16 protein-coding genes and 2 tRNA genes are annotated in these 13565 nt (G+C 61.1%); 6 read left to right on the top strand and 12 right to left on the bottom strand.

Going from position 1 to position 13565, the window contains the following annotated elements; genetic code table 11:
- Window positions 1-13: 13 nt before the first annotated feature.
- From nuoF to ATN84_RS12050, 8 genes are all read right to left on the bottom strand, one after another.
- Complete coding sequence (gene nuoF / locus ATN84_RS12015) at window positions 14-1321, bottom strand: NADH-quinone oxidoreductase subunit NuoF (protein ID WP_068881847.1); 1308 nt, start codon at window positions 1319-1321, stop codon at window positions 14-16.
- 132 nt (window positions 1322-1453) lie between these two features.
- Window positions 1454-2554, bottom strand: coding sequence for an NADH-quinone oxidoreductase subunit NuoE (gene nuoE, locus ATN84_RS12020; protein WP_068881848.1), 1101 nt, complete (start codon window positions 2552-2554; stop codon window positions 1454-1456).
- On the bottom strand, window positions 2554-3744 hold the full coding sequence (locus ATN84_RS12025) for an NADH-quinone oxidoreductase subunit D (protein ID WP_068881849.1): 1191 nt from the start codon (window positions 3742-3744) through the stop codon (window positions 2554-2556). The genes nuoE and ATN84_RS12025 overlap by 1 nt, the downstream gene beginning before the upstream one ends.
- Window positions 3745-3755: 11 nt before the next feature.
- On the bottom strand, window positions 3756-4364 hold the full coding sequence (locus ATN84_RS12030; protein WP_068881850.1) for an NADH-quinone oxidoreductase subunit C: 609 nt from the start codon (window positions 4362-4364) through the stop codon (window positions 3756-3758).
- 11 nt (window positions 4365-4375) lie between these two features.
- Window positions 4376-4957, bottom strand: a complete 582-nt coding sequence (locus ATN84_RS12035) for a NuoB/complex I 20 kDa subunit family protein (RefSeq protein WP_068881851.1) — start codon at window positions 4955-4957, stop codon at window positions 4376-4378.
- On the bottom strand, window positions 4948-5313 hold the full coding sequence (locus ATN84_RS12040) for an NADH-quinone oxidoreductase subunit A (RefSeq protein WP_068881852.1): 366 nt from the start codon (window positions 5311-5313) through the stop codon (window positions 4948-4950). Before ATN84_RS12040 ends, ATN84_RS12035 begins: the two co-directional genes overlap by 10 nt.
- Window positions 5314-5459: 146 nt before the next feature.
- Window positions 5460-5729 carry a hypothetical protein gene (locus ATN84_RS12045; RefSeq protein ID WP_153020191.1) on the bottom strand — a complete coding sequence of 90 codons (270 nt, stop codon included), beginning with the start codon at window positions 5727-5729 and terminating at the stop codon, window positions 5460-5462.
- A 137-nt stretch (window positions 5730-5866) separates the two neighbouring features.
- Window positions 5867-5943, bottom strand: a tRNA-Asp gene (locus tag ATN84_RS12050).
- A 340-nt stretch (window positions 5944-6283) separates the two neighbouring features.
- On the opposite strand from ATN84_RS12050, the gene ATN84_RS12055 reads away from it, so the two are divergent.
- The 3 genes from ATN84_RS12055 (at window position 6284) to ATN84_RS12065 (ending at window position 7990) form a co-directional block, all read left to right on the top strand.
- Window positions 6284-6359 (top strand) — tRNA-Val (locus ATN84_RS12055).
- Window positions 6360-6424: 65 nt separating this feature from the next.
- Complete coding sequence (locus ATN84_RS12060; RefSeq protein ID WP_068881854.1) at window positions 6425-7678, top strand: cytochrome P450; 1254 nt, start codon at window positions 6425-6427, stop codon at window positions 7676-7678.
- Between the two features lie 12 nt (window positions 7679-7690).
- Window positions 7691-7990 (top strand): putative quinol monooxygenase, encoded by a 300-nt coding sequence (locus ATN84_RS12065; protein WP_068881855.1) that lies wholly within the window; start codon window positions 7691-7693, stop codon window positions 7988-7990.
- Window positions 7991-8146: 156 nt separating this feature from the next.
- On the opposite strand, the gene ATN84_RS12070 is transcribed toward ATN84_RS12065, so the two are convergent.
- The 4 genes from ATN84_RS12070 to ATN84_RS12085 form a co-directional block, all read right to left on the bottom strand.
- Window positions 8147-8500, bottom strand: a complete 354-nt coding sequence (locus ATN84_RS12070) for a cupin domain-containing protein (protein WP_068881856.1) — start codon at window positions 8498-8500, stop codon at window positions 8147-8149.
- 4 nt (window positions 8501-8504) lie between these two features.
- The gene (locus ATN84_RS12075; RefSeq protein WP_068881857.1) at window positions 8505-9791 is read right to left on the bottom strand and encodes an O-acetylhomoserine aminocarboxypropyltransferase; all 1287 of its coding nucleotides are present in this window, start codon (window positions 9789-9791) and stop codon (window positions 8505-8507) included.
- Between the two features lie 128 nt (window positions 9792-9919).
- A complete protein-coding gene (locus ATN84_RS12080) occupies window positions 9920-11167 on the bottom strand; it encodes a glycosyltransferase (protein ID WP_068881858.1) in 1248 nt (415 codons plus the stop codon).
- 35 nt (window positions 11168-11202) lie between these two features.
- Window positions 11203-11631, bottom strand: a complete 429-nt coding sequence (locus ATN84_RS12085; protein ID WP_068881859.1) for a CoA-binding protein — start codon at window positions 11629-11631, stop codon at window positions 11203-11205.
- Window positions 11632-11796: 165 nt separating this feature from the next.
- Here ATN84_RS12085 and ATN84_RS12090 point away from each other — a divergent pair, with 165 nt between their 5' ends.
- The 3 genes from ATN84_RS12090 to rpsI all read left to right on the top strand — a co-directional run bounded on the left by ATN84_RS12090 (window position 11797) and on the right by rpsI (window position 13446).
- Window positions 11797-12264, top strand: coding sequence for a PaaI family thioesterase (locus ATN84_RS12090; protein WP_068881860.1), 468 nt, complete (start codon window positions 11797-11799; stop codon window positions 12262-12264).
- Window positions 12265-12496: 232 nt separating this feature from the next.
- Window positions 12497-12961: a 50S ribosomal protein L13 gene (rplM, locus tag ATN84_RS12095; RefSeq protein ID WP_068881861.1), complete on the top strand. Its 465-nt coding sequence runs from the start codon at window positions 12497-12499 to the stop codon at window positions 12959-12961.
- 2 nt (window positions 12962-12963) lie between these two features.
- Entirely contained in the window at window positions 12964-13446 is a 483-nt protein-coding gene (rpsI, locus tag ATN84_RS12100) for a 30S ribosomal protein S9 (protein ID WP_068881862.1), read from the top strand.
- Window positions 13447-13565: the final 119 nt, after the last annotated feature.

The following is a 13565-nucleotide window of genomic DNA, read 5'->3' on the forward strand; positions in this document are numbered from 1 at the left end:
GTCACAAAATGCCCTACTCCGCCGCTTCCAGCGCGATATTGCGGCTGTTCACGGCATTGCGGCTGTAGTGATCGATCCGCTTCTCGATTTCCGGACGGAAATTGCGGATGAGCCCCTGGATCGGCCAGGCGGCCGCATCACCCAGCGCGCAGATCGTGTGGCCTTCCACCTGCTTGGTGACGTCGAGCAACATGTCGATCTCGCGCTTCTGCGCGTTGCCGGTGACCATGCGCTCCATGACCCGCCACATCCAGCCGGTGCCCTCGCGGCACGGCGTGCACTGGCCGCAGCTCTCATGCTTGAAGAACTGCGACAGGCGCGCAATCGCCTTGATGATATCGGTGGATTTATCCATCACGATGACAGCGGCGGTGCCGAAGGAGGATTTGACCTCGCGCAGCCCGTCGAAATCCATCGGGCAGTCGATGATGTCCTCGGCCTTGACCACCGGGCAGGACGCGCCGCCGGGAATGACCGCGAGCAGATTGTCCCAGCCGCCGCGAATGCCGCCTGCGTGCTGCTCGATCAGCTCGCGGAAGGTGATGCCCATGATTTCCTCGACCGTGCAGGGCGTGTTGACATGGCCGGAGATCATGAAAAGCTTGGTGCCGACATTGTTGGGCCGGCCGAGCGAGGAGAACCATGCCGCACCGCGGCGCAGGATGGTCGGCGCGACGGCGATGGATTCGACGTTGTTGACCGTCGTCGGGCAGCCATAGAGGCCCATATTGGCCGGGAATGGCGGCTTCAGGCGCGGCTGGCCCTTCTTGCCCTCGAGGCTTTCGAGAAGCGCGGTTTCCTCGCCGCAGATATAGGCGCCGGCGCCGTGGTGGACATAGATATCCATGTCCCAGCCGCATTTGTTGTCCTTGCCGAGCAGGCCGAACTCGTAGGCTTCATCGATTGCCCGCTGCAGCGCCTCGCGCTCGCGGATATATTCGCCGCGGATATAGATATAGGCGACATGGGCACCCATGGCGCAGCCCGCGATCAGGCAACCTTCCAGCAGCGTGTGCGGGTCGTTGCGCATGATGTCGCGGTCCTTGCAGGTGCCGGGCTCGGACTCGTCGGCATTGACCACGAGGTAATGCGGACGCCCGTCGCTCTCCTTCGGCATGAAGGACCATTTGAGGCCGGTCGGGAAGCCCGCGCCGCCACGGCCGCGCAGGCCGGACGCCTTCATCTCGTTGATGATCCAGTCGCGACCCTTCTCGATCAGGGCCTTGGTGTTATCCCAACGCCCAAGCGCCATCGCCTCTTTCAGCGAGTGGCCATGCTGGCCGTAGATATTGGTGAAGATGCGATCCTTGTCAGCCAGCATGTCTCACCTCTTGTCCCGATCGATCTCGTTCATCATCCACATCGCATTCTTTGGTCGCATCATGCGACGCCAAGCTATGCTTTATCTCCATCGCATTATGCGACGCCAAGCTCCCGCTTGGCTGCAAATGCTTTAAACCGGCTTCTTGCCGAAAACCTTTTCGTATTCGGCGACGCCGCCCTTGGCGAGCGCCTTGGCCTGCTTCCCCCAATCCTCGCGCTCGATGCGGCCGTGGAATTTCAGGTAGCCGTCGACCCACTGGCGCTCGGCCTTCTTCCATGCGGCGACCTGCGCATAGGTATAGATGCCGAGTTCGTGCAGGATGCCCTCTATCTTCGGGCCGACGCCTGAAATCAGCTTCAGATCGTCGACCACAGCCGGCTTCTCGATCGCCGCCGGGCGGTTCTTGTCGTCAAGCGAGGCACCCGGCGCGGGCGCCGTCGAGGTCTTGCTTTCGGCTGATTTGCTCACCTTGACCGGCGACGGCGACTTGATCGCCTCGCTCGTCTCCTCGGCATAGGTCTTGGGCTTTGCCGCTTTCGACGGCGGCAGATCGGCATCGGCCGCAGCAGCGCCCTTGGCGGCCTTGCGCTTGCTTTCGACAGCCTTCGGCTTTGCCGCTCCTTCGCCCTTGAGCGTCGTCAATCCGGTCGCTGGCGCGGAGAGCATGCGATCGATCTGCGGACCGGGCTTCACCTCGTCGCCCCTGCCCGCCTCGAAGGCATCGATGATCTCCTCAAGGCGCTCCGGCGTCAGATCCTCATAGGTGTCCTTGAAGATCATGACCATGGGCGCGTTGACACAGGCGCCCAGGCACTCGACCTCTTCCCACGACAGCGTGCCGTCGGCATTGGTCTCGAACGGCTCGTGATTGATCTTGTGCTGGCAGACCTTCTTAAGCTCTTCCGCGCCGCGCAGCATGCACGGCGTGGTGCCGCAGACCTGGATATGAGCGCGGGTGCCGACCGGCTTCAACTGGAACTGCGTATAGAAGGTCGCCACTTCGAGCACGCGGATCAGCGGCATGTCGAGCATCTTGCCCACATATTCGATCGCGGCGCGCGTGACCCAGCCATCCTGCTCCTGCGCACGCATCAGCAGCGGGATCACCGCCGACTGCTGGCGTCCTTCGGGATATTTCAGAATAGTCTGCTCGGCCCAGACCTGGTTCGCGCGGTTGAACGAAAAGGCGAGCGGCTGGACGGAATCATCAGCGAGACGGCGTACGGACATCAGCGGTCAACCTCACCAAACACGATATCGAGCGAGCCGAGGATCGCGGAGACGTCGGCAAGCATGTGGCCACGGCACATGAAGTCCATAGCCTGGAGATGGGCAAAACCCGGCGCGCGGAACTTGACCCGATAGGGCTTGTTGCTGCCGTCGGAGACGAGATAGACGCCGAATTCGCCCTTGGGCGCCTCGACGGCGGCATAAACCTCGCCCTCCGGCACGTGATAGCCCTCGGTATAGAGCTTGAAGTGCTGGATGAGCGCTTCCATCGAGCGCTTCATGTCGCCGCGCTTCGGCGGCACGATCTTGTGGTCCGAATTGGAGACGGGACCGGTGGAATCCTTGCCCAGCAGCAGATCGACGCACTGGCGCATGATGCGGACCGACTGGCGCATCTCCTCCATGCGGATCAGATAGCGGTCGTAGCAATCGCCGTTCTTGCCCACGGGAATATCAAATTCCATTTCCGGATAGATTTCATAGGGCTGCGACTTGCGCAGATCCCAGGCCGCGCCGGAACCGCGCACCATGACGCCGGAAAAACCCCATGCCCACGCCTCTTCAAGGGTGACGACGCCGATATCGACATTGCGCTGCTTGAAGATGCGGTTCGGCGTGATGAGATCATCGAGATCGGCCAAGGTTTTCAGGAACGGATCGATCCACTTGCCGATATCCTCGACCAGCTTCTGCGGGATATCCTGATGGACGCCGCCGGGACGGAAATAGGCCGCATGCATGCGCGCGCCGGAAGCGCGCTCATAGAAGACCATCAGCTTCTCGCGCTCCTCGAAACCCCAGAGCGGCGGGGTGAGCGCGCCGACGTCCATGGCCTGCGTGGTGACGTTCAAGAGATGGTTGAGGATGCGGCCGATCTCGGAGAAGAGCACGCGGATGACCTGACCGCGACGCGGCACTTCGATGCCGAGCAGGCGCTCGACGGCGAGCGCATAGGCATGCTCCTGGTTCATCGGCGCGACGTAATCGAGGCGATCGAGATAGGGCACCGCCTGCAGATAGGTCTTGGCCTCCATCAGCTTCTCGGTGCCGCGATGCAGCAGGCCGATATGCGGATCGACGCGTTCCACGACCTCACCGTCGAGTTCGAGAACCAGACGCAAAACACCATGGGCGGCAGGGTGTTGCGGCCCAAAATTGATATTAAAGTTGCGAACCTGTGTTTCAGCCATTCTTTATCGCCTCAGTTCGCCTTGGCCTTCTCGTCACCCGGCAGGACGTAATCCGTCCCTTCCCACGGGGAGAGAAAATCGAAATTGCGGAATTCCTGCCTGAGCTCGACCGGCTGGTAGACGACGCGCTTCAGCTCGTCGTCATAGCGCACTTCGACATAGCCGGTGAGCGGGAAGTCCTTGCGCAGCGGGTGCCCCTCGAAGCCATAGTCGGTCAGGATGCGGCGCAGGTCCGGATGGCCGGAGAACAGGATGCCGTACATGTCATAGGCCTCGCGCTCGTACCAGTCCGCGCCGGGATAGACCGAGGTCGCCGAAGGAACGGGCGTATCTTCGTCGGTCTCAACCTTGACGCGGACGCGCAGGTTCTGGCGCGGCGACAGGAGCTGGTAGACGACATCGAAACGCTTGGCGCGCTCCGGATAATCGACGCCGCTGATATCGATGAAGGCCACGAACTGGCACTGCACGTCATCGCGCAGGAATGTCAGCGTGCCGATGAGCTTTTCGATCGGCACCACCAGCGTCAGCTCGCCATAGCTCAACGCGATGTCATCGATGCCGGCGCCGAGACGCTCGGTGAGATAGACCTTGAGATCGCCGAGGGCTTCCTCGTTCATATCGGCCTCTCCTATCGCTCGATCGTGCCGGTGCGGCGGATCTTCTTCTGCAGAAGAAGAATGCCGTAGAGCAGCGCTTCCGCCGTGGGCGGGCAGCCCGGCACATAGATATCCACCGGCACGACGCGGTCGCAGCCGCGCACCACCGAATAGGAATAATGATAATAGCCGCCGCCATTGGCGCAGGAGCCCATGGAGATGACGTAGCGCGGCTCGGGCATCTGGTCGTAGACCTTGCGGAGCGCCGGCGCCATCTTGTTGGTCAGCGTGCCGGCGACGATCATCACATCGGACTGGCGCGGGGACGCGCGGGGTGCAATGCCGAAGCGCTCGGCGTCATAGCGCGGCATGGAGATGTGCATCATCTCCACCGCGCAGCAGGCGAGGCCGAAGGTCATCCACATCAGCGAGCCGGTGCGCGCCCAGGTGACGAGCGCGTCGGTGGAGGTGACGAGAAAGCCCTTGTCGGAGAGCTCGCTGTTGATATCGTTGAAAAACGCGTCATCCGCACCGACCGGCTTGCCGGTCCGGGGATCGATGATCCCCTTGGGCTGGGGCGCGACGAGCGTGGCGCTGCTATCGGTCAATCCCATTCCAGCGCTCCTTTCTTCCATTCATAGATGAAGCCGATGGTCAGCACGGCGAGGAACAGCATCATCGACCAGAATCCGAACCAGCCTATGGCGCCGAAGGAAACGGCCCACGGAAAGAGGAAGGCGACTTCCAGATCGAAGATGATGAAGAGAATCGACACCAGATAGAAGCGGATGTCGAACTTCATGCGCGCATCATCGAAGGCATTGAAGCCGCACTCATATGCCGACAATTTCTCGGGGTCCGGCTGCCGGTAAGCCACAAGGAAGGGCGCGACGAGAAGCGCCAGACCGATCACCAGCGCCACGCCAATGAAAATGACGATGGGCAGGTAGGAACTCAAAAGTTCGTTCATGATCCTGTTTCCGCCTTTTGAAACGAGGCTGTTGCGCTTGGTCTATAAGCCTTTTGACGGCCACGAACATGCGACACATTGCACCTGTGCAAAGCCCCTCGCCCAAGCAGCTTCAAAAGGCATGCCGTGCGAATTTGCGGCGAGGGTTAGCGCAGAGCCGCCGACGGCGCAAGCCCATAGACCGCCAAAGAGCCGCCGAGCTTTTGCCACATGCTTAATAACATGCCGCCCTGCGCCGCATATAGGACAATCAGGGCGGCGCGGCTAGGTATGACGCCCGCAAAGATCGGGAAATAAAGATGCAAAAAGGCGGAGATAGCCGACATTTCGCATGCGATTTCGCACGGAAGGCAGGCCGAACAAATGTTTTGCAACTTGTATAGACGTTTCAAATGTTCGTGATGCGCGAGCAGCAATCACAGCCATCAAGCCAGGGCTTGCTCGCAGCAGAACGATGCGAGAAAATTGAAACCGTCAGGGAAAGAAAGTCGAAACCGCGTGGAAGCGCCACTCTTCATCGAACAAATCAAATCTCTGACTTGCCAGTGAAAAGTGGCGCGAGTGACGGGGCTCGAACCCGCGACCTCCGGCGTGACAGGCCGGCACTCTAACCAACTGAGCTACACCCGCGCATTTTTCGGCCGGCGCTTCGTCCGGCGTGAGCGGTCGTTTAAGGGGTTCGTCGGCACCTGTCAAGCGAACATCTGAAGGAAATTTCGAGAATATTTTCAGCGCCGGGAAACGTGGGGTTGGACCGCCCGTCGACGACCCCGGAATGGCTGGGTTCCGCTCGATATTTCTCTCGCAGCCCGTCGCACATGGCCTGAAATGATCCCGTCTGCCGAATCCGCTCACGCATCAGCCGGCCCGGGGCATCGATTTCCGGGATTCGCCTCGATCGCGCACTTGCCTCTTGCACTTGGCCGGCGAATTGCCTAAACGCTGCACACATACGCTGCTTCAAGCAGACGGGCGATTAGCTCAGTTGGTAGAGCGCTTCGTTTACACCGAAGATGTCGGCAGTTCGAGCCTGTCATCGCCCACCATTTCTTCTCACCGAAATCATCTGGATTATCTCGTTCTGGTAATTGAGCCCTGCTAGAACGGTTCCATGAACGACTCGGCGAATATCTCCATCCTGCCCTATCTCCATTTCGATGCGGCCACGCGCCATATCCGGCTTGATCCGCACGAGCCGGTCTTCGTGCAGAATCCTTACGCGGCCTATGGCTGGCTGCACGCCCATTCCCCTGCCTTCTTCTGGGAGGATTACGGTTTCTGGTGCTTCGCCGGCCATGATGAGATCAGCAGATTGCTGCGCGACCGCCGTTTCGGCCGCGAAAAGCCGGCGGATGACTCCGACGGCGGCATGGATCGCGCCCATCTTGCCGATTTCGACCGGGTTGAGCGGCATTCGATGCTGGAGCTCGAACCACCGGTGCATACGCGCCTGCGAACGCTCGTCAATCGCGCCTTCGTTTCACGGCAGGTGGAACGGCTGCGCCCGCGCATCGAAAAGCTTGCCAACGAGTTGATCGACGGATTCGAAAGCGATGGCGGCGTCGACCTGATGCCGGCCTTTGCGACACCCATTCCCGTGGTGGTGATCGCGGAAATGCTGGGTGTGCCGACCGAGAATGCGCCGCAGCTTCTCGACTGGTCACACCGCATGGTCGCCATGTATATGCACGGACACAGCCGCGAGACGCAGGAAAGCGCCAATCGCGCCGCGGCAGAATTTTCCGCCTACATCCGCGATTACGCCAATGAGCGCCGCAAGAAGCCGGGAGACGACCTCCTGAGCCTGCTGCTCGCCGCCGAGGAAGACGGGGCGAAGCTTTCCGAAGACGAGCTGGTGACGACCGCGATCCTGCTGCTCAACGCCGGCCACGAGGCCACCGTCAATCAGACGGGGAATGCCGTAAAGACCATTCTCAAAAGCGGCCGCGATCCGAAGGCGCTGTTCGCGTCACCCGAATCGACGGCGGCAACCGTCGAGGAATGCCTGCGGTATGACGCGCCGCTGCACATGTTCACGCGCTATGCCTATGGCGAGATCAAGCTTGACGATGGAATCACCATCCAGCCGGGAGAGCAGATCGGGCTGATCCTGGGTGCCGGCAATCGCGATCCCCGCGCGTTCGAGGAGTCGGGCCGGTTTCTGCCCGGGCGAGCGGACCAGAAGAATGTCTCGTTCGGCGCCGGCATCCATTTCTGCATCGGTGCACCGCTGGCACGGCTGGAAATGCAGGTATCGCTCAATACGCTTTTCACGCGCCTGCCCGATCTTCGTCTTGCCGAGACGCCGCTCTACCGCGACACCTATCATTTCCACGGGCTGGAGCGGCTGCTTCTTGAATGGTGACGGGGTGACTGCATGCTTTTAATCGTCGGAACGATCCGTTTACCGCCCGAGAATCTGGAAATTGCCCGTCCGGTGATGTCGCGGATGGTATTTGCCAGCCGTGCCGAGGATGGCTGCGAGGAATATTCCTACGCGCAAGACGTCCTCGAACCGGGGCTTATTCACGTCAAGGAGATGTGGCGCGACCAGGCGGCGCTGGATCGGCACTTTGCGTCGGAGCACATTGCGAAATGGCGCGCGGAGTGGCCAAGGCTTGGAATCGGCGAGCGCAATCTTTGTGTCTATGAAGTAGGATATCCGCGCGCGACCTAGAGCAGTTCCTGTTTCGGCGGAAGCGGCAAAGCCCTCTCCATCGTCATTCTCGGGACAAGCCCGAGAATGACGATGGAGAGGGTAGCGATTCCATCAAACCCGGAACCAGCCTAGCGTGGGAACACTCCAATGCCAGAATCCCCATGCCTGCCGCGCTCAAACCCTGATCACATATTCCTTGCGAGTCTTTTCAATAACTTCCCACGTTCCCTTGAAGCCGGGGCGCAAGACGAAGCTGTTACCGGCGCGCACGGTGATCGCCGGGCCGCCCTCCTCCGTTATGACCGAAACGCCGGAGATGATGTGGCAGAACTCCCATTCGTCATACTCTATGCGCCATTTGCCGGGGGTCGCCTCCCAGATGCCCGCATAGAGGCCGCCTTCGGCTTCCTCCACATTCCATGTGCGGAATGTGGGATTGCCGGAGATGACACGGTCGGCAGGAGGCGCGCCCTCCTCCATATCCGCATGATTCGTATCGATCGGTTGAAAGAGAGGGCGCGCCGTCATGGAATCAGCCTGCCTTCGCCAGGGCCTGGTCGAGATCGGCGATGATGTCATTCGCGTCCTCGATGCCGATGGAAAGGCGCACCACATCCGGGCCGGCGCCTGCGGCGATCTTCTGCTCGTCGGAGAGCTGGCGATGCGTTGTCGAGGCGGGATGAATGACCAGCGAGCGCGTATCGCCGATATTGGCGAGATGCGAGAAGAGCTCGAGGCTGCCGACGAGCTTGACGCCCGCCTCATAGCCGCCCTTGAGGCCGAAGGTCAGCACGGCGCCGCCGCCCTTGGGCGAATATTTCTGCTGGAGCGCGTGATATTTGTCCGCCGGCAGGGCCGAATAGGAGACCCAAGAGATCTTGTCGTGCTTTTCCAGCCAGGTGGCGACGGCAAGCGCGTTGTCGCAATGGCGTTGCATGCGCAGCGGCAGCGTCTCCACGCCAGTGAGCAGCTGGAAAGCATTGAAGGGTGAGATTGCGGGACCGAGATCGCGCAAGCCGAGAACGCGGGCGGCGATGGCGAAGGCGATATTGCCGAAGGTCTGGTGCAGCACCATCCCCGCATATTCCGGGCGCGGCTCGGAAAGAAGCGGATAGTTGCCCGATTTCGACCAGTCGAAGGTGCCGCCATCGACGATGATGCCGCCCATGGAATTGCCGTGGCCGCCGATGAACTTGGTCAGCGAATGGACGACGATATCAGCGCCATGCTCGATCGGGCGGATCAGATAGGGCGAGGCCAGCGTGTTGTCGACGATGAGCGGGATGCCGTGCCTGCGGGCGACGGCGGCTATCGCTTCGAGATCGACGATGATGCCGCCGGGATTGGCGATGCTTTCGACAAAGATGGCGCGGGTGCGCTCGTCGACCAGGCTTTCAAAGGAGGCCGGATCGTCGGTATCGGCCCAGCGCACCTCCCAGCCGAAGGATTTGAAGGCATGGCCAAACTGGTTGATCGAGCCACCATAAAGCTTGTTCGCGGCAATGAAATTGTCGCCCGGCTGCATCAATGTCTGAAAGACCAGGAGTTGGGCCGCATGGCCGGAGGCTGTCGCCAGCGCCGCCGTGCCGCCTTCGAGCGCCGCGATACGCTCCTCAAGCACGGCGGTGGTGGGGTTGGTGATGCGGGTATAGATGTTGCCGAAAGCCTGGAGGCCGAAGAGCGAGGCGGCGTGATCGGCATCCTCGAAGACGAAGGAGGTCGTCTGATAAATCGGCGTGGCGCGGGCGCCGGTGGTCGGATCCGGTTTGGCGCCGGCGTGAACCGCGAGCGTTTCGATAGCTGGGGTGTGTCTGGCCATGTTTCCTCCGCTTGACTGGCTTTGCCTGTTTATCACCTATCTATGGGCCAGCACCTTGCCGGAAATCAAAGCAATTCATTCCAGAAAAAATGCGGAAAAGAGGAAAAACGGCGAAGATCTGCCCGCAATCACCGCCCTTTCAGGGCTTGCGCGCGGGGCAGCCTGGCGCCAAGCAGGACGTCGAGATAGCCGTCTACGGCGCGCTCAGGCGAGAAGAAGTCACCGCGTTCCTTCAAAATTTTCCGAACGGGCGGCGCGTCCAGCACGGCTTTCATCGCCCGGGCGAGCGCTTGCGCATCGCCGACGGGCGTCAGCGGGCCATAGCGGCCCTTTTCCAGGATTTCGGCCGAACCGCCGGGGCAATCGGTGCTGACGACCGGGCAGCCGCAGGCGAGCGCCTGGATCAGCACGCCGGGCAGGCCCTCGAATGTCGACGACAATACGAAAAGCCCGGCATGCGCCATATAGGGGAACGGGTTTACCACGAAACCGGGAAAGGCGACATCCTCGGCAATGCCGAGTTCACGAGCGAGCACCTCGAGCGCTTCCCGGTCAGGCCCTTCGCCCAGGATCATCAGCCGCGCCTCGCGTGCCTGTCGCAGTGCGGCGAAAGCCCGCAGAAGCGTGGGGAAATCCTTCTGCGGCTTCATCTTGCCGGCGCCGAGGATGACCGGCGGCGCGCCCGGTGCAAACCAGGGATGGTCGAGCGGCTCCGCGGCCTTTGCATCGAGAACAGCTCCGGAAACGGCATTATAGATCGTCACCACCTGCTCGCGCGGCAGATTGCACGATGTCGCGATATCATCGGCAACGTTCTGCGAAACCGCGACGATGCGATAGGCGCGGGAATAAAACCAGCGGAAGATGCGGCGGGCATATCCGATACGCCAGGCCTGCCGGCCGGCCATCTCGGACGAGAAATGGTTGCGCTGGCTTATGACGATCCGCGTACCCACATCAGCCATGTCGGCGGCGACGACAGCGGCGATATTGGCGTAATCGAGAGCGGACAAAAGCGCGACCGGCCGCGTCACGCGCAGATAGGTGACGAGGCCTGGGATTGCCCTGAGCGGCTTGGGCGAATGAGGTACGAGGACGAGCGAGAGAAGCGCAAGAAGGTCGTGCGGCCGTCGCAGGAGCGAAAGCAACGCCCCCACGGTGGAGTTGCGCTTCAACACTATCACCTCGACCGTATCCGGCACCTCGGAAAGCAGTTCCCCTGTCGCCTCGACAAGCAGCAGGTCGACCGGGATGCCGCGCTCCGCCAGAGCGCGCGCCAGATAGAGGGTGGAGCGCTCGGCGCCATTGCCCTTGAGCGCGCGGATGAAAAGCGCGACGCGCCTGCCGCTGGTGAAAGCACCGGAAAGGTCGTTCATCCTGTTTCCTGATTTTCCGACGCAAAGCTACCGGTTCAGCCGATAAGCCGAGGATATTCAATCGCCGGGCAGCGGTCCATCACAACCTTGATGCCGGCCCGTTCCGCACGCGCCGCCGCCTCGTCGTCTCGCACATCCAGTTGCGTCCACAGCACTTTCGGCACGGGCTCCAGCGCCAGCACCTCATCGACAAGCGCCGGCAGCGCGGAAGATGCGCGGAAGACGTCCACCATGTCGATCGGCTCCCCGATATCGGCCAGCCGGGCATAAACCCCTTGCCCCTGGATCTCCTTGCCCGCCTGTCCGGGATTGACGGGGATGACGCGGTAGCCCCGCGCCAGGAGAAAAGCCATGACACGAAAGCTCGGCCTGATCTCCTTGGGAGAGGCGCCGACCATGGCAATGGTCTTCACCGAGCGCAGGATATCGCGGAGGTATTCATCGGGATAAATCAATCGGTCCATTCGCTCTCTCCATTCCGGCCGGCGTTTCAGCGTCAAAGATGATTTCGCAACAGTGGATTGCGCATGCTTTCTTACAATCCGATTCAGATATTGTAACGAAGCGCCTGCCGATCCCTTCCCTTGCCGCGCCTTGCCCCATAACATCCGCATGATATGGGAGGACATATGGATCACACCTCGTTTCGAAAACTCAATCCCGTCATGAGCGTTCAGGACGTGAACCGTTTCATCGAACGGGAGTTCCCGCAGGTCAATGCCGGGAGCTCGCCCGGCAGGCCGACCTACGCGATTCTCGCGATCGGCGACGGCACCGCATCGATGCGGCTCGAGGCCGACGAGCGGCACCTGCGCCCCGGCGGCACGGTTTCGGGGCCGACCCTGTTCGCGCTTGCCGATATCACCGCCTATGTGGCGATCCTCGCCCATATCGGGCCGGTGGCGCTGGCGGTGACGACGAACCTCAACATCAATTTCCTGCGCAAGCCTGCCTCAGGGCGCATCGACGCTACCTGCCGCATCCTAAAACTCGGCAAACGGCTGGCCGTGGTGGAGGTGTCAATGACGAGCGTGGCGGACGGCGAACTGGTGGCGCATGCCACCGCCACCTATTCCATTCCACCCAAAACGGGTTGAAAAGATACGGTATTATAATACCAAAATTTCAAGCTATTGTTTTCATTGATGTTTTCTGCGCATTCGTATAAATAAACGCTTGACGCAATGCCGGCATGCGTGTATCTGGCCGCACGGATGCGGAAAGTTCGCTTTTCGCATCCTTTGTTGTTCTGGGCGGCTCCGGCCTCTCCTGGCAACGCAAGCAACAAGAAATGCCTTCTTTCGTGAAGGATCATTCAAGGATCGAAACATGACAACCTTCTCCCAGAAGCCGGCAGAAGTGGTGAAAAAGTGGGTTCTGATCGACGCCGAGGGTCTCGTCGTCGGCCGTCTCGCCACGATCGTCGCCAACCGTCTGCGCGGCAAGCACAAAGCCACCTTCACCCCGCATGTCGACGACGGCGACAACGTCATCATCATCAATGCCGACAAGGTGGTCCTGACCGGCAAAAAGGTTCAGGACAAGAAATATTACTGGCACACCGGCCATCCGGGCGGCATCAAGGAGCGCACCGCGCGCCAGATCCTCGAGGGCCGTTTCCCCGAGCGCATCGTCGAGAAGGCCGTGGAACGCATGATTCCGCGCGGGCCTCTCGGCCGCCGTCAGATGAAGAACCTGCGCGTCTACGCCGGTGCTGCCCATCCGCATGAAGCCCAGCAGCCCGAGGTACTCGATATCGGCGCGCTGAACCGTAAGAACAAGAGGACCGCATAATCATGGCTGAGCAGCTCAACTCGCTCGAAGAACTCGGCAATGTCGCAGGCGCTACGCAGGCCGAGGCCGCACCGGTTCACGTCCAGAAGCTCGACGCCCATGGCCGCGCCTATGCGACCGGCAAGCGCAAGGACGCGGTTGCCCGCGTCTGGGTCAAGCCGGGCTCCGGCAAGATCATCGTCAATGATAAGGAATTCGAAAAGTATTTCGCCCGTCCGGTCCTGCAGATGATCCTGCAGCAGCCGATCGTCGCGACGAACCGCGCCGGCCAGTACGACGTGATCGCCACCGTCGCCGGCGGCGGCCTCTCCGGCCAGGCCGGCGCTGTGCGTCACGGCATCTCCAAGGCGCTGACCTATTACGAGCCGGCGCTGCGCAGCGTCCTCAAGAAGGGCGGCTTCCTGACCCGCGACAGCCGCGTGGTCGAGCGCAAGAAGTACGGCAAGGCCAAGGCCCGTCGTTCGTTCCAGTTCTCCAAGCGTTAATTCATACGCTTCGGACGGAATTCACGGAAAAGCGGGCCTTCGGGTCCGCTTTTTTGTTGTGGGTAGTGAGATAGTGAGTAGTGAGGTAGTGAGATAGGAAAATTCCATTTACTATCTCA

It is taken from the genome of Paramesorhizobium deserti (assembly GCF_001558695.1).
Taxonomy (GTDB): Bacteria; Pseudomonadota; Alphaproteobacteria; order Rhizobiales; family Rhizobiaceae; genus Paramesorhizobium; species Paramesorhizobium deserti.